The organism is Exiguobacterium artemiae (assembly GCF_033342815.1).
In the GTDB taxonomy this organism is placed as follows: Bacteria; Bacillota; Bacilli; order Exiguobacteriales; family Exiguobacteriaceae; genus Exiguobacterium_A; species Exiguobacterium_A artemiae_A.
This window is the reverse complement of record NZ_JAWPEN010000003.1, coordinates 223314-243632: the sequence shown is the minus strand read 5'-3', so window position 1 is coordinate 243632 and position 20319 is coordinate 223314. Positions and strand designations below refer to the sequence as shown.

General features: G+C 45.9%; 25 protein-coding genes. 21 read left to right on the top strand and 4 right to left on the bottom strand.

Annotation, left to right across the window (positions count from 1 at the left end):
- Positions 1-79 precede the first annotated feature (79 nt).
- A complete protein-coding gene (locus R7V76_RS05500; protein WP_318091531.1) occupies positions 80-1435 on the top strand; it encodes a cryptochrome/photolyase family protein in 1356 nt (451 codons plus the stop codon).
- A 64-nt stretch (positions 1436-1499) separates the two neighbouring features.
- On the opposite strand, the gene R7V76_RS05495 is transcribed toward R7V76_RS05500, so the two are convergent.
- Positions 1500-2393 (bottom strand): COX15/CtaA family protein, encoded by an 894-nt coding sequence (locus R7V76_RS05495; RefSeq protein ID WP_214763644.1) that lies wholly within the window; start codon positions 2391-2393, stop codon positions 1500-1502.
- Between the two features lie 324 nt (positions 2394-2717).
- Between R7V76_RS05495 and cyoE the strand changes: the two genes are divergently transcribed.
- From cyoE to R7V76_RS05450, 9 genes are all read left to right on the top strand, one after another.
- The gene (gene cyoE, locus R7V76_RS05490; protein WP_012370859.1) at positions 2718-3650 is read left to right on the top strand and encodes a heme o synthase; all 933 of its coding nucleotides are present in this window, start codon (positions 2718-2720) and stop codon (positions 3648-3650) included.
- A gap of 64 nt (positions 3651-3714) precedes the next feature.
- The gene (gene coxB, locus R7V76_RS05485) at positions 3715-4746 is read left to right on the top strand and encodes a cytochrome c oxidase subunit II (RefSeq protein WP_012370858.1); all 1032 of its coding nucleotides are present in this window, start codon (positions 3715-3717) and stop codon (positions 4744-4746) included.
- Positions 4747-4780: 34 nt separating this feature from the next.
- Positions 4781-6649, top strand: a complete 1869-nt coding sequence (ctaD, locus tag R7V76_RS05480) for a cytochrome c oxidase subunit I (RefSeq protein WP_026827913.1) — start codon at positions 4781-4783, stop codon at positions 6647-6649.
- A 1-nt stretch (position 6650) separates the two neighbouring features.
- Positions 6651-7280, top strand: coding sequence for a cytochrome (ubi)quinol oxidase subunit III (locus R7V76_RS05475; RefSeq protein ID WP_318091530.1), 630 nt, complete (start codon positions 6651-6653; stop codon positions 7278-7280).
- A gap of 1 nt (position 7281) precedes the next feature.
- On the top strand, positions 7282-7611 hold the full coding sequence (locus tag R7V76_RS05470) for a cytochrome C oxidase subunit IV family protein (RefSeq protein ID WP_026827914.1): 330 nt from the start codon (positions 7282-7284) through the stop codon (positions 7609-7611).
- A 131-nt stretch (positions 7612-7742) separates the two neighbouring features.
- On the top strand, positions 7743-8648 hold the full coding sequence (ctaG, locus tag R7V76_RS05465) for a cytochrome c oxidase assembly factor CtaG (RefSeq protein ID WP_041261986.1): 906 nt from the start codon (positions 7743-7745) through the stop codon (positions 8646-8648).
- Between the two features lie 18 nt (positions 8649-8666).
- Entirely contained in the window at positions 8667-9128 is a 462-nt protein-coding gene (locus tag R7V76_RS05460) for a DUF420 domain-containing protein (RefSeq protein WP_012370853.1), read from the top strand.
- A gap of 12 nt (positions 9129-9140) precedes the next feature.
- A complete protein-coding gene (locus R7V76_RS05455) occupies positions 9141-9746 on the top strand; it encodes an SCO family protein (RefSeq protein WP_114595415.1) in 606 nt (201 codons plus the stop codon).
- Positions 9747-9754: 8 nt separating this feature from the next.
- Positions 9755-10012, top strand: coding sequence for a hypothetical protein (locus R7V76_RS05450; protein ID WP_318091539.1), 258 nt, complete (start codon positions 9755-9757; stop codon positions 10010-10012).
- A 161-nt stretch (positions 10013-10173) separates the two neighbouring features.
- Here the strand turns inward: R7V76_RS05450 and R7V76_RS05445 are convergent, their stop codons facing one another.
- Both R7V76_RS05445 and R7V76_RS05440 read right to left on the bottom strand, forming a co-directional pair.
- On the bottom strand, positions 10174-10524 hold the full coding sequence (locus R7V76_RS05445; RefSeq protein WP_012370850.1) for a YugN family protein: 351 nt from the start codon (positions 10522-10524) through the stop codon (positions 10174-10176).
- A gap of 110 nt (positions 10525-10634) precedes the next feature.
- Positions 10635-11402 (bottom strand): ATP-grasp domain-containing protein, encoded by a 768-nt coding sequence (locus tag R7V76_RS05440; RefSeq protein WP_290827058.1) that lies wholly within the window; start codon positions 11400-11402, stop codon positions 10635-10637.
- Positions 11403-11503: 101 nt separating this feature from the next.
- Between R7V76_RS05440 and R7V76_RS05435 the strand changes: the two genes are divergently transcribed.
- The 5 genes from R7V76_RS05435 to R7V76_RS05415 are packed head-to-tail and all read left to right on the top strand — an operon-like array spanning position 11504 to position 14337.
- Positions 11504-11944 (top strand): YlbF family regulator, encoded by a 441-nt coding sequence (locus tag R7V76_RS05435; RefSeq protein WP_012370848.1) that lies wholly within the window; start codon positions 11504-11506, stop codon positions 11942-11944.
- Positions 11945-11969: 25 nt separating this feature from the next.
- Entirely contained in the window at positions 11970-12227 is a 258-nt protein-coding gene (locus R7V76_RS05430; RefSeq protein ID WP_012370847.1) for a YlbG family protein, read from the top strand.
- Positions 12228-12281: 54 nt separating this feature from the next.
- The gene (gene rsmD, locus R7V76_RS05425; protein ID WP_318091529.1) at positions 12282-12851 is read left to right on the top strand and encodes a 16S rRNA (guanine(966)-N(2))-methyltransferase RsmD; all 570 of its coding nucleotides are present in this window, start codon (positions 12282-12284) and stop codon (positions 12849-12851) included.
- Positions 12848-13342 (top strand): pantetheine-phosphate adenylyltransferase, encoded by a 495-nt coding sequence (coaD, locus tag R7V76_RS05420; protein ID WP_131502650.1) that lies wholly within the window; start codon positions 12848-12850, stop codon positions 13340-13342. Before rsmD ends, coaD begins: the two co-directional genes overlap by 4 nt.
- Positions 13339-14337 carry a SepM family pheromone-processing serine protease gene (locus tag R7V76_RS05415; protein ID WP_318091528.1) on the top strand — a complete coding sequence of 333 codons (999 nt, stop codon included), beginning with the start codon at positions 13339-13341 and terminating at the stop codon, positions 14335-14337. Before coaD ends, R7V76_RS05415 begins: the two co-directional genes overlap by 4 nt.
- Here the strand turns inward: R7V76_RS05415 and R7V76_RS05410 are convergent.
- Entirely contained in the window at positions 14310-15461 is a 1152-nt protein-coding gene (locus tag R7V76_RS05410) for a tRNA(Met) cytidine acetate ligase (RefSeq protein ID WP_318091527.1), read from the bottom strand. The two genes, R7V76_RS05415 and R7V76_RS05410, sit on opposite strands and share 28 nt — an antisense overlap.
- Positions 15462-15631: 170 nt before the next feature.
- Between R7V76_RS05410 and R7V76_RS05405 the strand changes: the two genes are divergently transcribed.
- The 6 genes from R7V76_RS05405 (at position 15632) to rsmH (ending at position 20308) form a co-directional block, all read left to right on the top strand.
- Positions 15632-16141, top strand: a complete 510-nt coding sequence (locus R7V76_RS05405; RefSeq protein WP_234944528.1) for a YceD family protein — start codon at positions 15632-15634, stop codon at positions 16139-16141.
- A gap of 47 nt (positions 16142-16188) precedes the next feature.
- Entirely contained in the window at positions 16189-16362 is a 174-nt protein-coding gene (gene rpmF / locus R7V76_RS05400) for a 50S ribosomal protein L32 (protein WP_012370841.1), read from the top strand.
- Positions 16363-16449: 87 nt separating this feature from the next.
- A complete protein-coding gene (locus R7V76_RS05395; RefSeq protein ID WP_318091526.1) occupies positions 16450-17271 on the top strand; it encodes a ketopantoate reductase family protein in 822 nt (273 codons plus the stop codon).
- Positions 17272-17282: 11 nt separating this feature from the next.
- Positions 17283-17624, top strand: coding sequence for a DUF3397 family protein (locus R7V76_RS05390; protein WP_318091538.1), 342 nt, complete (start codon positions 17283-17285; stop codon positions 17622-17624).
- 25 nt (positions 17625-17649) lie between these two features.
- Positions 17650-19209: a bacillithiol biosynthesis cysteine-adding enzyme BshC gene (gene bshC / locus R7V76_RS05385; protein WP_318091525.1), complete on the top strand. Its 1560-nt coding sequence runs from the start codon at positions 17650-17652 to the stop codon at positions 19207-19209.
- Positions 19210-19369: 160 nt separating this feature from the next.
- Positions 19370-20308, top strand: coding sequence for a 16S rRNA (cytosine(1402)-N(4))-methyltransferase RsmH (rsmH, locus tag R7V76_RS05380; protein ID WP_012370837.1), 939 nt, complete (start codon positions 19370-19372; stop codon positions 20306-20308).
- Positions 20309-20319: the final 11 nt, after the last annotated feature.

The following is a 20319-nucleotide window of genomic DNA, read 5'->3' as shown; positions in this document are numbered from 1 at the left end:
ATACAGGGTGACGAAAACAGGCAAAACGCATGGCGGATTGCCTGTTTTTCGTTCATCGTCAGTTGATGGAGGAATGAATATGAATATCATCTGTTGGATTCGAAGTGATTTTCGGCTCGAGGACAATCATATGCTGGCACGAGCGGTCGAGTATCTCGAAAAGGACGAACAGGCAAATGTCGAGTTCGTTTTCTGGGTGAACCCGGACTACATCGGAGAGTATGACGCGAGGCAACAGTATTTTTTCCAGGCACTCGAACATTTCGCAAAAAACTGCAAGACCCATGATATGCCGATCCGTTTCATTGAAGGACAGGAAAAGGATTTTCTCGAAGCAACGGAAATGGCGGATGTTCTGTTGTTTAACGCCGAGTACGTCGAACCGTTCAAGAGCCGTGACGACGGCATCATGAAAAAACGGGGCGATAAAAAGACGGAGCGGTTGCTTGACCGCCATCTGCTTCATCCACATGCCGTCAAAAAAAATGACGGTTCTTACTATAAAGTATTTACACCGTACAAAAATGCGTTTCTGAAAAAAGAAGTCGACAAGCCGTATCCGGTCAAGCTGAATCTTTTAAAGGAACGTTATCACAAACGGCGGCAGAATAATGCCTTTATGCTGGATTATTTTAAGCAGGCGGCATCAGACGCCGACTTCGCGGTCGGAGAAGAAACGGCCCAAAAACGATTACGATTATTCCTTAAAAATAATTTATCTGCTTATGAGGAGCAACGCGATTTGCCGGCCGTTGACGGAACAAGTCTGATGTCCCGATATCTGCGGACTGGTGAAATCGGAATTCGGACGATTTTTGATGCGGTCCAGCAGGAACAGGATTCAAAAGGAAAACAGACCTATCTGACCGAATTGATCTGGCGGGAATTTTACTACACGATTCTCATGCATTATCCGGAATCCAAACGACTGCCGGTTAATGAACAGTATACGAAGATCGAGTGGGAAACGGATGAGAAGGGATTCAAAGCCTGGACAGAGGGGAAAACCGGGTATCCAATCGTCGATGCAGCGATGCGTCAGCTCAATACGACCGGATGGATGCATAACCGCCTGCGAATGATTGTCGCCTCTTTTTTGACGAAGGACTTATTGGTCGATTGGCAAAAAGGAGAACGCTACTTCCAACAGAAACTGGTGGACTACGAAGCGGCGTCGAATATCGGCGGGTGGCAGTGGGCGGCATCCGTCGGGACGGACGCTGTGCCGTATTTCCGTGTCTTCAATCCGACGACCCAGTCGAAGAAATTCGATAAGGATGGAACGTTCATCCGTACCTATTTGCCGGAACTGAAGGATTTTCCGAAAACATCGATTCATGAACCGACGGAACAACAACGAAAAGACTACGATTATCCGATGCCGATTGTCGAGCACGATATGGCCCGGAAACGAGCGATTGCCCGTTTTAAATGAATTGTATAAAAAAAGGGAGGCGGATAGTTGGAAAATCCGCTTCCCTTTTTAGTTGAAGGTTTAATCAGCGCAGTCGAGAATCTTTTTTTCGTGTCCGGAACGCATGGTAAGCGAGATACGAAATGACTCCGAAGTAGCAGGTGATCAGGAACGCATGTAATAAAGGCACATACGTCGCATGTCCGCCGAGCACGATCCAGGCACCAGTTGCGACCTGACACGAGATGAAGAACGTTGCGAACAGCATACCGGTCCGTGATGTCCGGTGTTTGAGGCGAATCGCCGTATAGTGAACGAACAACGTATAAAAGAACAGCAGTCCGGCCAGAATCCGGTGAATCATCTGAACCCAGGCTTCAAACGTCATCGTCGGTTGTGAACAGACCGGCCAGCCGACACACGCATACGTCGCGCCGACGTGGCGGACGAAAGCACCAGTATAGACGACGACTAATGTATAAACCAACAAGCCATACAGCAGTTTACGCAAGAACGCTGGGACCGATTCCCTGAATTCTTGACCGGGTCGTTCCATGATTAAAATCGTCAAGATGAGTAAGGAAGCAAAAGAAATCAAGGAAATACCGAAATGTAAGGCCATGACGAGATCTGACTGTTGCCAGACGACGGCACCTGCACCGACGATTGATTGAATCAACATGAAAATGAAGGCCAGGAAAGCGAAAATCTTGATATCCAGGCGATCTTTGAAAGCGACAAGTGTCCAAAGGCACAAGGCGATGATCAATAAACCGACGACTCCTGTTACTGCGCGGTGACTATACTCAATCATCGTTTCGACACTTGGATTAGTTGGAATCAATTCTCCATGACAGAGCGGCCAATCGGTCCCGCATCCATTTCCGGAATCTGTTTTCGTGACGGTTCCTCCCATGAGAAGAACAATCATCATCGTGAATGTGACAAATGCTGAAAAAATCGAAAGTTTTCGATTCAAAACGCAGCCACCACCTTTCTAGGGAAATACATGATACTTGAAATACCTAGCAATAGTATCGCATAAAAAATATCGAAACGCTTGCAATCTTTTAGAAGAACGCTATTCTAATATTAGGTAAATATGGTGAACTGTGAGGTTAATCACATAGATTTCACATTTTGTTCATTATGTCGAAAGTATTTTCATACGTCATGACCTTGAATATGTGGTATCTTTTATAGAGAAAAGGACGTTTCGTGGCGTGTCTGCGTTATTTCTGTGAAGAAAATACGTGAATCCTACGTACAGAAAGAACGCAGACGGTTAGAAGGAGGAAACAACATGGCGAAAGTAAACGGGGAGACCCTGGACATCATGATCGAGCAATCGGATCAGCCGACGTTCAAGGACTATGTCACCCTAGCAAAGATGGGAATCGTTCGTGCGAATCTCATCACCGTCTTCGCAGGTTATGTCGTAGCAGCATCATACTTAACGGATGATGTTCTACTGTATTTGTGGCAGACGAAGTTGACATTATTGTGGACGCTTCTCGGAAGTGGACTGGTCATTGCCGGTAGTTGTTACCTCAATAACTATATCGACCGTGACATTGATTACAAGATGGAACGGACGATGGGAAGACCGAGTGTAACCGGTAAGATGGATGGGCAACGGATATTGGCATTAGGACTTGGGATACTGGCTACCGGTACCGTTCTCTTGCTGATCGTTAACCATGTTGCGGCAGTTTTCGGATTGATTGGTTCGTTTGTCTACGTCGTCATCTATACGATGTGGTTAAAGCGGACACACACGATCAATACAGTCGTAGGTGGTATTTCCGGAGCAGTGCCACCGATCATTGGATTTGCGGCAGTCACTCCGACACTTCATATCGATGCATGGATTTTGTTTCTCATCATGTTCGTATGGCAACCGCCTCACTTCCTTGCGCTCGCCATGAGACGGACGGAAGAGTACCGGGCTGCCGGTATTCCAATGTTACCTGTCGTCAATGGTTTTGCAATCACGAAACGACAAATTGTATGGTGGATTGCAGTGTTACTTCCATCATCACTCCTCCTCGCGCACTACGGCATCATTTATATGCTTGTCATGGCTGTGCTTGGCGGATACTGGCTCTACATGGGACTGAAAGGTCTCAAAATCAAGGAAGAACAAGCTGAGATTAAGTGGGCTTCGAAGATGTTTTTCTTCTCGCTCTTTTACTTCACGGCTTGGATCGTGACGGTCGTACTCGTTTCTCTCTAAAACGATTTGACATATTCACGGACACCATTTAAGAAAGAAAAAAATTGGGGAAAAGAAAGTGGGGATGGTTGTGAAAAAATCAGGAAAAATGCTCTTCCGGCTTCTTCCGATCGGTTTGATGGCATTATTGTTATCAGGTTGTGGAATCCCGGAATTGTCCGCACTACAGCCTCGCGGGGAAGGCGCACAAATGCAACTTGAAATCATTAAGCTTAGCTTATGGGTCATGTTGTTTGTCCTTGCGATTGTAGCAGTCATCTATATTTACGTACTTATGAAATTCCGTCGTAAAGCTGGAGACAACACTGTTCCGAAACAAGTGGAAGGAAATCACACACTTGAAATCATTTGGACAGTCATTCCGATTCTCTTGTTAGTCGTTCTTGCCGTACCAACCATCAAAACGACGGTTGAATTAGCAGATGCGAAAGAAGCGAAGAAAAATGAAGTCATCAACGTTACAGCAAACCTGTACTGGTGGGAGTTCGAATACCCAGACAAAGGTGTTTCGACAGGACAAGAACTTGTTATTCCAGTCGGAAAACGCGTTGCTGTCAACTTAACTTCAAAAGACGTCATTCACTCATTCTGGGTACCAGCTCTTTCAGGTAAAACAGATACAAACCCAGGTCTTGATAATGAAATGTGGTTACAAGCACAAGAAGCCGGTACGTACTATGGTAAATGTGCAGAGTTATGTGGACCATCGCATGCTTTGATGGACTTCAAGGTCATCGCGCTTGAGCAAGATGATTACGATGCATGGCTTAAAGACATGAAATCAGCTAAAGAAGCAGAAACAAAACAGTTGGATGCAAAAAACAAAAAGAACTGGACGACAGGCGAGCAAGTTTACGCACAAAACTGTCTCAGCTGTCACGGTGGCGGGAAAGTCGCGCCGAGCTTAACAAACTTTGGTGATCGTCAGCGTATCGCTGGATACCTCGATCATGATAAAGAAAATCTCGAAAAATGGATTCGCAATCCACAAAAAGAAAAACAAGGAACAAAAATGCCTGGTTTCTCTGAAGATAAGATTAGCGATGAAGAGTTAAGCGAACTTGCAGACTACCTATTGGACAAGAAGCTCCAATAATATTTAAGGGGGAATCATAGTGGGGACACATACTATGGGTATGCCGAAGAAAAAAACCGGCATCATGGACTGGCTAACGACAGTCGACCATAAAAAAATCGGGGTTCTCTATATCATCTCTGGATTGTTTTTCCTTCTAGTTGGTGGCGTAGAAGCCTTAATGATTCGTTTTCAATTGATTAAACCGATGAATGATTTCGTCAGCGGTGAATTATTTAACCAGTTGATTACGATGCACGGTACGACCATGATCTTCCTGGCAGCCATGCCGATGTTGATCGGCTATATGAACGCTGCTGTTCCGCTTCAAATCGGAGCACGTGACGTTGCGTTTCCGTTTTTAAACGCACTTGGTTTTTGGTTGTTCTTCTTCGGGGGAGTTTTGTTGAACCTGTCATGGTTCTTCGGCGCAGCTCCGAACGCAGGGTGGACAGCATATGCTCCGCTTTCAACTGTTCCAGAATCTCTCGGTGTTGATTTCTACTCACTCGGATTACAGATTTCTGGTTTCGGTACACTCATGGGGGGGATTAACTTCCTCGTTACGATTTTGAACATGCGTGCACCAGGTATGAAGCTGATGCGGATGCCATTGTTCACATGGACAGCATTCGTTGCATCAGCATTGATCGTTTTCGCATTCCCGCCACTTACGGTCGGATTGTTCCTCTTGACGTTTGAGCGTCTGTTCGGGGCACATTTCTTCGATCCGGCAGCCGGTGGTAACATCGTCATCTGGGAACACCTTTTCTGGATTTTCGGTCACCCGGAAGTATACATCTTGATCTTACCGGCCTTCGGTATCTTCTCTGAAATCATTCCTACATTTGCCCGTAAACGTCTCTTCGGTTACACGACGATGGTCTTTGCGACAATGTTGATCGGTTTCTTAGGATTCATGGTTTGGGTTCACCACATGTTCACAGTCGGACTTGGTCCAGTTGCGAACGCAATCTTCGCGGTTGCGACAATGGCGATCGCCGTTCCGACCGGGGTCAAAATCTTCAACTGGCTCTTTACGCTATGGGGCGGTAAATTGACGTTCCCAGTTGCGATGCTCTACTCGGTTGCCTTCATCCCATCATTCCTTGTTGGTGGTATGACAGGGGTTATGCTTTCTGTTGCTCCTGCCGATTATCAGTATCATGACAGCTACTTCGTAGTTGCCCACTTCCATTACGTTATCGTTGGTGGGGTTGTCTTCGGCCTCTTCGCAGGTCTGTACTACTGGTTCCCACTCATGTTCGGGAAACAGCTCAACGAGTTCTGGGGTAAAATTCAATTCTGGTTGTTCTTCATCGGCTTCCACTTGACGTTCTTCCCGCAACACATTCTCGGTCTGACTGGTATGCCACGTCGTGTCTTCACGTACTTGCCAAACCAAGGCTGGGAAACAATGAACTTACTGTCATCAATCGGTGCAGCCTTCATGGGTGTCTCGACAATCGTTCTTGTCGTATCCATCGTTGCAGCATTGATGTCAAAAGAATACGTTAAACGTGATGTCTGGGGTGACGGTCGTACACTCGAGTGGACGCTTCCTGTTCCAACTCCAGAGTACAACTTTGCACAGATTCCACTTGTTAAAGGTCTTGACACATACTGGCTCGAAAAAATGGCTGGAAACAAAACGGTTTCGGTTTCGGAAGAAGTCGGCGATATCCACATGCCGAACAACTCGATCCTGCCATTCGTCATGTCAGTCGGTTTATTCCTTGCCGGTCTTGGATTCATTCTTCGCCTTGACTACGGTACAGTAGGTCTGATTATCGCCTTGATCGGTCTTGCGATGACACTCTTCGCAATGTTCCTCCGTTCTTGGATTGACGATGAAGGATACTACATCCCGAAAGCGGAAATCGAAAAAGATCTACGCCTTGAAGCTGAAAAGGAGGCGAAGTAAGATGGGACATCATTCAGTACCAAACAACCCGATCACGGGTATTCCGGATCATGTTGAAAAAGCAACACTTGAGGGTAAGAATAAATATGTAGCCTTCTGGTTCTTCCTTGGAGGAGAGACGACATTGTTCGCTTCTCTCTTCGGGACGTACATCGGTTTGCACAACTCCGGTGCGAAAGAAGGATTACGCAGTTACGATATTTTTGAAATGGGTCTTGTCTTCATCATGACGATGCTCCTTCTCACAAGTTCACTGACAAGTGTTCTTGCGATGATGGCGATGAAACGTAATGATGTCAAGAAAATGAAAATGTGGTTGATCATCACGCTTGCACTCGGTTTAGGGTTCCTCAGCGGTGAGATCTATGAGTTCAATCATTACTACAACATTGGTCACACGTTTACTTCAAGTGCTTTTGGATCAGCCTTCTACACACTCGTTGGTTTCCACGGAGCACACGTTTTGTTCGGTCTCCTCTGGATTTCGACATTGTTGATCCGGAACTGGAACCGCGGCATCACGGTCGTCAACGCACCGAAATATTATGTTTCAAGTCTTTACTGGCACTTCATTGACGTCGTCTGGGTCTTTATCTTCTCAGTCGTCTACCTCATGGGGATGGTGAAATAAGATGGAAAAACACGAGCCGCAATTAACACGTAATCAAGTTGAACTCGAGATGAAAGCAGATCGCAGCCGCGAGATGCAGTTACAACTCACAAGTTTTGCTTTGATGATTTTTCTCACACTGATTGCTTTTGGTGCGGTCATGGCAGAACTCATGCCACACTGGGCAGCTGGTGGATTTTTAATCATCATGGCAATCGTTCAAGTTTACTTGCAACTTTATATGTTCATGCACATGAACAATAAAGGCAACACATGGATCAAAGTCATGATGGCACTCGGCGTCTTCGTCGCCTTGACGATTGTCGCGACACTCCGTCTTTTGATCTGGTAATCAATTGTGACCATTCTGCTAACGTTTAGCAGGATGGTCTTTTATTTTGGAATCGTTTTATGAGAAACCTTTACAATGAAATAGGGGAACGGTAATCTTAATCTGTAGGAAAAAGGAACGGGGTGAAAAACATGTTAGGCAATTTAAGGGGATCCTTATCACAATTCGACTGGACCGTTTTATGGAGTCCATACTATGCATTACTTTTAATTGGTATATATGTTTTATACGCTGTATTGACGGAAAAAATCCGTCGACCTGATGAAGCGGAGACGACATTAGGACAAAAGTTTTCGATGCTTGCGGCTTTGTTTGTCTATTACATCGGTTTTGGCAGCCCGCTTGATGTCTTGGCCCATATCACGTTCTCTGCTCATATGTTGCAGATGGTATTCGTGTACATGGTGGCACCGCCGCTCTTGATGATTGCGATTCCAGGGTGGGTGTTCAAACGGTTGTTTGAGGTGCCGTATCTCGGACGGACATTACGATTTTTCATTTTGCCGTTGATTGCACTGATTTTGTTTAATTCATTGTTTACGTTTTATCACATGCCCTTCATCTTTGATTACGTCTTGACGAACTATACGGTGCACCGAATTTTCCACGGGACATTAATTTTCCTCAGTATGACGATGTGGTATCCAATTATCGCACCGGTCAATGAAGAAGACAGCTTGTCGGATTTGAAGAAGATGGTTTATATCGTCGCCAATGGTGTTTTGTTGACGCCGGCGTGTGCATTCATGATCTTTAGTCAAAGTTTCCAGTACGACGCCTATCAGGATCCGGCAACATTCGCAAAAGTATTAGCATACTGTATGCCGAATAATGATTTGAGTGGACTCAACATGGAACGACTGTTCGGAACAACAAAAGATTTGCTCGAAGACCAGCGTTTTGGTGGGGTTCTCATGAAACTTGGTCAAGAGTTAGTGTATGGGCTGTTCTTTGGTCTGACATTCTTTACTTGGGTCAGACGTTCTAAAAGTACTGCTGTCGATGAAGGTATGTCCTTCTCGCCAAAAGCGGATTAAATTGGGGGAAGTTGGAACATGAGTTATTTGCCGTTGATTTGTGTCTCGTTGATTGTCATCAGTGCGATTTTTGTCGCAATCGGTTGGTTTTTGATTGCGCAGACACGCCGGAATATGAAAGCACACCAATTCGTGATGACGATTGCTGCTGCATTAGCCTTACTTTTCTTCATCATGTACGCGTTACGGACGATTCTGCTCGGTAACACGGCGTTTGGAGGACCGGATACGGTCAAACCGTACTACACAGGATTTTTGATTTTCCACATTTTGCTTGCGACATCAGGTGGTGTCCTTGGACTGATGGCTCTGTTCTTTGCCTATAAGAAAAACTTTGCAAAACACCGTAAAATCGGTCCGAAAGCATCGGTCATTTGGTTTTTAACGGCGATTACAGGTGTGATCGTCTACTGTCTGTTATATGTGGTCTACGAGCCGGGAGAGACAACAAATGTGTTCCGGGCCGTCTGGAACCATTAAGGAGGTCTTGATTTGAAGAAAAACAGTTATTTGACTGTCGCCGCAGTCGTGTTGATTTTAGTAGCTGCAGCAGGCGGGTATTATTACTTCTTCATGAAAGAAAAATTACCCGTCATTGCGGAGCCGACGCCATTTGAATTGACAAATGCAGTCGATGGGAAACAGTTTAGTTCGGAAGATGGAAAAGTCAAAGTCTTGACGTTTTTCTACTCGAACTGTCCGGATATCTGTCCGTTGACGTTAAACGATTACCGTAAACTCGAGAAACAGTTACGTGCCGAAGAGTTGTACGGAACGGATGTCGAACTGGTCGCAGTCACGGTCGATCCGAAAGTAGATACACAAAAAGTTTTGAAAAAGTATGCTTCGAACTTTGAAGCGAATGCAGAAGGCTGGAAAGTGTTGACGGGAGATGATGTCGTCATTGATCGTCTGACACGCCAGTTGAATTTCTATTATTCAAAAGCAGAAAGCGGCTTAGTCACACACGGTACGCAGATGTTCATACTCGACCGGGATAATAAAGTCCGGGCCATCTCTTCGATGGCAAAAACGACAGACGAACCGGTTGACTTAGAGGAAGTAATGACATCGGTCAAACAACTTGCGAAGGAGTGAATTCCGTGATGGAACAGCAGTATCAAGTAACGGGCGAAGTAACGGTCTCGGTTCAAGCGATTGAAGAACTTTTACTCTGTACAGTCCTTGATTTCGGTGCGACGGTAGCCCGGATCAAACGGTTATCCGGAGATTCGGTTTCGTTCAGCTTGAAAGTCCAGGTCGACGCCACGCGGCTTCCGAATTTGTATCACTATTTGCGTGAACAAGTAAACATCCAATTAGGGAAAGATGTGCTCGACTATCTTCAGTTGGTAGCCAAGTAACCGGAACTCCTCGATTTCAGCTAGATATCCGTAAAAAGTAAAGGAGGCACTTTCTCGATTCGTGAGAAGGTGCCTCCTTTTTAGATAGTTGTTATACAATACAATAAAAAACAATAAAAAAATCAAAATCCACGAAAGGTGAATTTTGATTCGTTGGGTGCTTATTTTTCGAGTGTTTCAAGCAATGCAGTCAAGCGGCGCTCGCAGTCTTTGACGATCTCAGGAGGGAACTCCTCATCGTATTCGACGCCGTGCGGATAGTAATGTTTTCCGAGTAACGGTGTCAACATCCGAACGACTGCTTGACGGTCTTCGATCTCGCCTTGGATGGCATAGACCGGAATACGGAGGTAAAATACCTCGCCCGTCGATTGTTTTTCGTATTTCATGTCATACATGGCACGCTCATAATCCCATTGTCCTTCGCGGACGAAACGGTGATGCGCCATAATCGTTTCGAGTAACCCGAACTTCATTTCCTTATTTTCGATTCCGAACTGTTCAAACTTCATGTGTGAATCCCCCTATACCCCAGTTTGCTAGTGTACACTAGTCTTTCCAAGCTATCATACCATAATGAAACTACCGATAAAGAAAAAGTTGTGAAGTCAATTTGAAGAATTCATGAACTTCCGTATTTTCGCTCAACGTACTCAAGAATCGTATCCGGTGCATGAATGCCGAGATGATTTAATCCTTCTCCGCCGAAGAACACGTTAAATTCAAGCACATAAATATGACCGTCTCGGAAAATGAGATCAAATCCGGCATGATCGATATCGAGCTGCTTGGCGAGCGTCAGCACAAAATCAAGTGCCTCCTGTGGAATGTTCTCGAAATCAAGGACACCCCCTTGAGCGACGTTATTCAAAAACTCGGTACCGCCGACCCGCCAATAAGCAGCGAGAACTTGATCGCCGACGACGACGACACGTAAATCCTTTTCGTTCGGAATATATTCCTGTACATAAAAAGTATCATGTTGCGCCACGTATTTATCCCAGTCCGCGTCATTTTTGATCAGATGGACGCCTTGACCCATGGAACTGCGGACGGTCTTGGCGACGAACGGAAAACTGAACTGATCGAGTACACGGGAAACCGTGAATTCGTTTTTTCCGTAAATTTCTGTCCGGGGAATATTATCGGGAATAACGGTTTTGAAAATCCGTGTCATTTCGATTTTATCGTGCCCTAAATGGAATGTTGCCGCTGATGGGAAAATCGGTTTTTTCATTCCGTAGATAATAGAATGGATCTGCCAATATTCCGGAAACAAAATAACATCTGCCTGGGCGATTTTATTTAATGAATCAAAATGATAATCCGACTTCGCATGCTCGGTTTTGATACCAATCGTCCGGAACATGTTAAATGATAAAAATTGCATACAATTCATTCCTTCCTTCTGAACAAATTATACACAATTCAGCGTGCTAGGAGCGAGATAAATGTTATGATATGATGGTTAAGTTAAGGAGGAGATTCGTTGTGATTTATTCAGATAAAACAATCGACCTCATCAACGCAGCGGAAGACCTTGCATACTCTCTCTCGCAAAGCGAAACAGGTCAAGCATATAGATTAGCAAAACAGGCACGTGCAAACTCAAGACAAGCACAGGACGTCATTCGTGATTTCAACCGCATTAAGGAAGAATACGAATTGGTGCAACGATTTGGCCGGTATCATCCGGACTATCAAACCATTACAAAAAAAGTGCATGAAATTAAACGTGCGCTTGATTTACAGGAAGAAGTCGCACAGTTTAAGAAGGCGGAGAAGCAACTGGAAACGCTTCTCGGACAAGTCAGTCTCGTCCTGGCCGGACAAGTCTCTCCTCAAATCAAAGTACCGACCGGAAATCCATTTTTCGATCAGGGATGCGCAGGCGGGTGTTCGACTGGCGGAAGCTGTAGCTGTAGCGGTTAAGAACGACACAAGGGAGGAACGGTGTGTGATCAAGGATCGAATCGGACTTATCGTCTATGTCAATGCGTTGAAGGCCTCACGTCAATTGCGTCGGTTCGGAAATGTCTATTTCACTTCAAAACGGGAACGGTACGTCTTTTTATACGTTGATTTGGAACGGCATGAACAGATAGTTGAACGGATTACGGAACTGCCGTTTGTCGAGAGCGTCATTCGATCAGAACGGCCGTTTATCAGTGAAACTTATGCGAATAAAAAAGGTAAGATACAAGAAGAAGTCTAACAGGTAGAGCGATGAGGTCATCCTCGTCGCTCTTTTTTGAAAGGATGAGAAGGCATGCGGGTCATATCAGGAGAACGAAAAGGTACACGAATCAAAGCGGTCCCGGGAGATCAGACACGACCGACAACAGATAAAGTCAAGGAATCCTTGTTCAATGTCATCGGACCGTATTTTGATGGAGGGAAGGCGCTTGATTTATTTGCGGGAAGCGGGGGGCTCGGAATCGAAGCCTTATCCCGGGGATGCGATGAAGCTGTTTTTGTTGATCAACATTTTAAAGCGATTCAAACGATTAAAGAAAATTTACAAACAACACGTTTGACGGAGAGAAGCCGTGTCTTAAAAAAAGACGTGACGGTGGCCTTGGCGGAACTGGCGGACGAATCGCCTTTTAAATTGATTTTTCTCGATCCCCCGTATGCGAAGGAGCAACTCGCCGAACAAGTGGCATACATAGAGCAACATGACATGCTGACGGACAATGGCGTCATTATTTGTGAACATGGATCAGAGACGGAGTTGCCGGATGAAATTGGTCGTTTACAGGTCATTAAACGTCTACGGTATTCTACAGTCATCTCGATTACATTATATGAATTTGCAGAACTGGAGGAACAAGCATGAAACGAATCGCCATCTGTCCCGGGAGTTTTGATCCCATTACGAACGGACATCTTGATATCATTGAGCGGGCGGCACCGATTTTTGACGAAATCATCGTTGCCGTATTGAACAATTCCTCAAAGCAACCGCTGTTTTCGGTGCGTGAACGAATGGAGCTGATTTCGGAAGTGACGGAACATTTACCGCACATTAAAGTCGACTCGTTTAACGGTTTACTCGTCGATTATGCTTCGGAAGTCGGAGCGGACGTCATCGTTCGTGGGTTACGTGCCGTATCAGATTTTGAATATGAGATGCAAGTCGCATCCATCAATAAAAAAATGAACGATCAAATCGAGACTTTATTTATGATGACAAATAACCAGTATTCGTTTTTAAGTTCATCGATTGTCAAGGAAGCTGCCAAATATGGTGCATCCGTTGCGGGACTTGTTCCTCCTGCCGTCGAAGAAGCCTTACGTCATAAATACAGCAAAGGAGAATTGAGATGAAAGCTTGGAAACCGGCATTAGCCGCTGTGCTCGCAGCGATGATTGCTTTTTTTGTCCCGCTTCCGTATTTCATCTCGTACCCCGGTGATGCGACATCGACAGAACAATTGATCGATGTCGAAGGGGCAACGAAGGAGCCGGGGGATTTGATGATGTTGACGATTGCTCAACGCAGAGCGACTCCGTATTTTCTCGTAGAAAGCCTATTTTTACCGTTTGCGGACCGTTCAAGTGTCAGTGACTATTTGTATGACGGTGAGTCGGATGCGCAGTATGAGAAACGTCAGAAGCTTTACATGGAAGAAGCACAGCATAATGCAACGATTGAAGGATACGAACTCGCAGGGAAAAAGGCTTCGGTCGATTTCAAGGGGATTTATGTTTCGGGAATCATTCCAAACGGTCCGGCAGACCGGAAGTTAAAAGCGGGGGACCAAATCACGGCGATTGGTGACGACGCGATTACTTCATTAAGCGGATTCATGAAAACGATCAGCAGTAAAAAAGCAGGGACAAAAGTAGAGTTGACGTTCCTGCGAAATAAAAAACAACGGCAAACAAACATTACGGTCAGTCAGCTGACGAAGGAATCAGAACGAGTGGGACTTGGGATTTATGAGCCGCTTCCGATATCTTCCGTGAAAACGGATCCGGAAGTCGATTTTAATGTCAAGGATGTCGGCGGTCCATCGGCCGGAATGATGTTCACACTCGAAATTTACGATCAACTGACGAAAGGTGATTTAGCCAAAGGATATAAAATTGCTGGAACCGGTACGATTGAAGAGGGCGGAAAAGTCGGTCCGATCGGCGGCGCGTGGCAAAAAGTTGTCGCGGCAGACGAAGCCGATGCAGAAATCATGTTTGTCCCGGCGGGTGAGAATTACAAAGAAGCCAAACCGTCGATCAAAAAAATCGAGACGAGTATGAAACTCGTCCCGATCAAGACAGTGGAAGATGCACTGGATTATTTGGAAACACTGCCGGCAAAATGAGCGAAGCGGCGATGTTCTTCAAGCATGTCATAACGAGCCAAGGGCACAGCGTATGCTGCTGTGACTTGGCTTTCTTTGATGAGCCAGGGATGTTTCTCAAATGTCGAAATGACCGGGATCCGCTGTTTAATTTTGCGTAAGGCGAGACGTCCTTTGTCATTGAAAGCCAATGGACGGACATAGTCAATCCGGTCGAATGCGATATTTTCGAACTCGCTTGATTTAGTTGACGTCAACAGGTAGATCAGAACACGTTGCAGGCTGGTCCGGGTGTAACGACGTGTTTTAACAGCCGTCATGAAATCGTCGAAAGTCTCGTTTTTACGTGCTCCTTCAATCAAGCGCGGGGCCAAAGAGGAATCAATCCCGTTAAATTGCGTTAAATCATCGAGAGGGGTTGTCAGAAGGCGGTGGCGGATAAAAGGATAGTAGGATTCAAATGAAGCAAAGACCGCATTCTGTAGCGTCTCAGCGGTCAGTTCCGGTAAACCGATTAATGAGCGATGCGTGGCATGATAAGCACGGATTGCCGTGGCACTCATGATGTCACCGGTGGAAAGATCATGGTAGCCGCTCCCGATGCGTTTTGTCGTGTGCAAGGTGATCGTCGAGGCAGCCCGGGCGTAATAATATCCGAGTGTATTATTCGGTGTCGTCAAGTCCAGTGTCGTCGTCATCTCCCGGAATGCTTGACTGGCGGCTGTTGCAGACGATAATCCACGGGCTAACCCTTCCTGCATCAGTTCTTGATAACGCGGAGTCGCTTCATGGTTTTCGGCAGCAGCCTCGATAAACGGCTCCAATTGACCGCATTCACTCCCGAACGATAAACTTTCCGCACCGATTGTCTCGGCAATCGTGACTCCCCCGAGGGCGAACCGGTCGGCCCGTTGGACGGCGAAATAAAACGGAAGTTCGAGGACGAGATCGATTTCGCCGCTCGCGACAGCCGCCTGCGCCCGGGTCCATTTGTCTGTAAAAGCCGGTTCACCGCGCTGTGTGAACGTTCCGCTCATGATGGCGACAATCAAATCAGCGCCTGTTTCTTGACGTGCGATTTTTGCTTGATAAAGGTGTCCGTTGTGAAACGGATTGTACTCAGAAATAATTGCAGTCATTCTCATGAAACTTTCTCCTTTGCAAACCGAATTAAGTGCGGTAATATGGATGAAGACGTCCAAAAGTGTTCGTTCTCTAGCGATTTCAGTGTAAAGAAAAAACATTGACAAAACAAGATGTCCTCTCTATAATTCATATTGTTGCAATTGAGGTGATTCGGATGAAATGGTCCCTGATGCAATTGAATAAATTGCGCAATCTGGGTCAACTTCAGGTTAACGAGACGATTGAGCTTCCTGAGCTTATCGCCCTCCATCCGGATATCCGGGCGGTGCAACCTGTGCACGTTCGTGCAAATGCATCGTTTACATCGAATCAATTAATATTCAATCTCCGGATTACAGGTGAAATGACGCTTCCGGATGCCCGGACGCTGAGTGACGTCGCGTACCCGTTCGAGATTGAATCCATCGAGTCGTTCCTGCTCGAGGTTGATGCTGTTCCGAGTGATTCGGATGACATCAACTTACCGAACGGGAATACGGTTGATCTTCAACCACTCGTGCAAGAATTGATTTTACTTCATGTGCCAGTGCAAGTGCATGGGGATGATGAAGAAAATCAGTTGGTTCAAGGGGAAGGCTGGACGGTTCTCTCTGAAGAAGCGCCAGAAGAAGCTGAACCAAAAATTGATCCGCGACTTGCGGGTCTCGCTCAGTTCTTTAAAAAAGATCAGGATTCCTAATCTTTTCATAAAAAGACGAGTGTATTTTTTCAAGGAGGTGGACAACGATGGCAGTACCATTCCGCAGAACGTCGAAAACACGCAAACGTCTTCGCCGTACTCATTTCAAACTCCGTGTACCAGGTATGGTCGAGTGCCCAAACTGTGGTGAAATGAAACTTTCACACCGCGTTTGTAAAGCATGTGGCTCGTACAAAGGTAAAGAAATCGTCAGCAAGTAAGCTGAATGATCGGTATAAAAGCGACCCTAGAATCGAGCAATCGGTTTGACAGGTCGCTTTTTTTGATGAAAGAAGGAGCGTGGACAGATGAGTAAAGTAGGAATCATCGGTGCTGGATCGATTGGATTATTAATCGCGTCCTACCTTGCAGAACAGCACAGTGTGACACTCTATACGAGACAAACGACAGAGCATGAAATCAAGATTCTCCGGGATAATCAAGTCAGCCGACCTGTAGAGGTACGGCCGCTTGAACAATTCGAGTCACAAGACTTGGTGTTCGTGACGACAAAGTCGTATGATATAAAAAGTGTGATGCCTTATCTGACGACCGGAAAGATGCCGGTCATGTTCTTACAGAACGGGATGGGGCATGTGAAAGAAGCGGAGCAAGTACCGCAGGCGTTGTTCGGGATCGTTGAGCACGGTGCCATGAGAACGGGACAATACGCTGTCCGGCATACCGGAATGGGACGGATCCGCTACGGGCGGGTACCCGTCGCGATGCTTGAAGCAACACCGTTGCAGTTTGAGTATGTTAAAAACATTGAGCAGGTCATGTTAACGAAATTATTCATGAACGCCGTCATCAATCCGTTGACCGCCTATTACCGGATTACGAACGGTCAATTACTCGAAGCACCTTACGCTGAAAAAGCACACGATATTTTTGAGGAGTTGCGGAACGTCTTTCCGGAGCATCCCATCAGCTATGAAGAAATTGAACAGGTCATCAGACGAACTGCGCTGAATCGTTCGTCGATGCTTCAAGATATAGAGCAGGAAAGACAAACGGAAATTGAGCCGATTGTCGGTTTTGTCCTGGAACACGCGGGGAATCCGACACCCTTACTGACTTTTTATTTTGATCAGATTAAATCTCAGGAAAAAAGAGGGGATTCGATGTGACGTGGTTTATTATGTTTCCGATCTTCAGCTTAGTTAGCTTATACCTTATTTTTTTGATGGTCTTTCGCCAACACGGAAAAGCAGTCCGGTTGGCGCTGGATTTAGGTACATTCATCGTATTGTATGGAATTCACGTCGCTCTGATTGCCTTGACCGGTCAAAATTATTTAGGGTGGCTGCTGATCGCCGTCCTCTTAATTTTTGCAGTCAATGCCTTATGGCAACGGATCAAAAAAGTGGATGTGGATTATATACAGATGATTCGACACAGTTGGCGGATTACGATCTTGATTGCTCTGCCGGTTCAGTTGACGCTTTTTGGAATCGGAATTCAACAACTGTTCATTCATTGATTTTGTCAGAAAGAAGGGATTTTGTTTGAAGGTACAATCATTTGACGCCTTGTATGATGAAGATTCATTGATGCAGAAAGCTTCCCGTCAAGAATTTTCGAAATACGTTGATCATATTGGAACAGAAGGAATGCAGGCAAGAAGCAGCCTGTTGCAAGAACGGCAATATCCGCATCTGAATGCACTTGTCGACGAATTGATGCGGCAAAACCCCCGGCTGAACGACAGCCTGAAGGAACGTCTCGAACTGTTGCGGACAGGTGAGGCGCAAGTCGTGATCACCGGTCAGCAAACGGGAATCTTCGGCGGTCCGATGTATGCCGTTTATAAATTGCTGACCTGTCTAAAGGTTGCCCGCCAAACGGAAGAACTGCTGAATCGTCCGGTTCTCCCAATTTTCTGGCTCGCAACCGAAGACCATGATTTTGATGAAATCAATCATCTGATTGTACCGACACATGATTTCCGGACACGGAAACTGGCAATTCAAGCACCGGATTCGATTTCGCGTTCCGTCAGTCGGCTGGCATTTGACCAGACGGCCGTCAAGGAAATCGTTCGTCAGGCACTATGTACCGAACAGGAAACACCGTATACAAAAGAGTTACTGGCACTGTCGGACCGGTTAATCGAATCGAGTACGACATACGGAGAGTTTTTTGCTTCGTTCCTGGGAGAACTTGTCGATCACGATATCATCTTCTTTGATGCAGATACGGAAGCAGTCCGCCAGCTTGAAATTCCGTTTTTCGAACGATTGATTCAGGACAATGCTGAAATCCGGCAAGCGTTATCAAAAGGCATTCAAGAAACAACTGAATTGCCGGATACCTTTTTAAACGAAGAAGCAGCTCATCTATTTGTGGAGGACATCGGACGTGATTTATTGTATCCGGGACAGGATTTTGTGACGAAACAAGGGAAGACCTATACGGAGCTTGAGCTGTTGGCATTACTGTATGCAAGTCCGGAACGTTTTTCAAACAGTGTCGTCACACGTCCGTTGATGCAGGATTACTTATTCCCGACACTTGCTTATATCGGAGGACCGGGAGAAATTGCATACTGGACAAGATTACGGCCGTTGTTCCATCACTTCGATTGGACGATGCCGGTGCTGATTCCACGGATGGGAGCCATCATGTTACAGGCAAGGGACGAGAAAGGACTTCGGCGTCATGGTCTGAGTCTCGAACAAGTGCTTCATACAGGCGTGCCGCTCGCACCATTTGACGCGGCGGCAATCAAACGGCATTTGCATGACGCAACCCTGTTAGGAACAGTCCTGGTCGAGGAAGTCACGCGGGTCGAACAACAGGAGTTGCGCACGACGGCTGTCGCAACGAAATTGAACAAACAGCTTCAACTTGCCATAGAGACGATCGTCGATCAAAAGCGGCGTCTTCATGAACAAGCGAATCGTTCGGACCGCGCCTTGCAGTATCAGTTGGCACCTGATCATGCACCGCAGGAACGGATTCATTCGATATTGCCTTGGCTGAACCGATACGGTTTGAATCTAGTTCAGACCTTACGGATGCACTATGAACAAACCGAGGCGGAACAATTGAAAATTATGCTCTAAACCTGCGAAATAAGCAGGTTTTTTTGTTTTTTTAACGAAAGATACACAAAAGTTCAAAAAATCAAGGAAACTGTCTCATTTTCGTAACGTTTTCAAGAAAGAATATGATACATTGAAAAAGAGTAACGTCCAGTTTGGACAGTGAAAGGTGAGGCAGCACATGTTTGAGCATGAAACAGTATTAAAATGGGAGTCCATTAAAGGGCTGAATATCAAACCTGACGGGATTTATGTTGATTGTACGTTGGGTGGAGCAGGACACAGTGAAGAAATCGTCAAGCAGTTGACGACAGGACATCTGTACGCGTTTGATCAGGACGATGTCGCACTGGCACATGCAGCAGAACGTCTCGCGGCGTATGAAGGTCGCTTTACTTTAATAAAAAGTAATTTCGTACATTTAAAAGAGGAATTAGAAGCACGATCCGTAACAAAAGTGGACGGGATTTTATTTGATCTCGGCGTATCTTCTCCACAACTAGACGAAGGCGAACGTGGATTCAGCTACAACTTTGACGCCCGACTGGATATGCGAATGGACCAAACGTCACCGCTGTCTGCGTATGAAGTCGTCAATGAGTGGCCGTATAACGATCTTGTTCGGATTTTGTTTACATATGGGGAAGAAAAGTTCTCCAAACAGATTGCCCGCAAGATTGAGAAGGCACGTGAGATTGCACCGATTGAAACGACATTTGAACTGGTCGAGTTAATCAAAGATGCGATTCCGGCACCAGCCCGCCGTAAAGGAGGGCATCCGGCCAAGCGGACGTTCCAAGCGATCCGGATTGCCGTCAATGACGAACTGAATGTTTTTGATCGAGCCGTGTATCAGGCGATTGATTTACTCGCCGTCGGTGGGCGCTTATGTGTCATCACTTTCCATTCGCTCGAAGACCGGATGTGTAAGCAAGCATTCAAAGAAAAGTCATCTTTACCTGAGCTTCCGCAAGGGTTGCCGATGATTCCAAAAGAATTTGAGCCAGAACTGCGTCTGGTGACAAGAAAACCGATTACAGCAGGAGACGATGAACTCGATGATAATCGCCGGTCACGCTCCGCCAAATTACGAATTGTTGAAAAAATGAAGGAAAGTTGAGAGGAGCATTC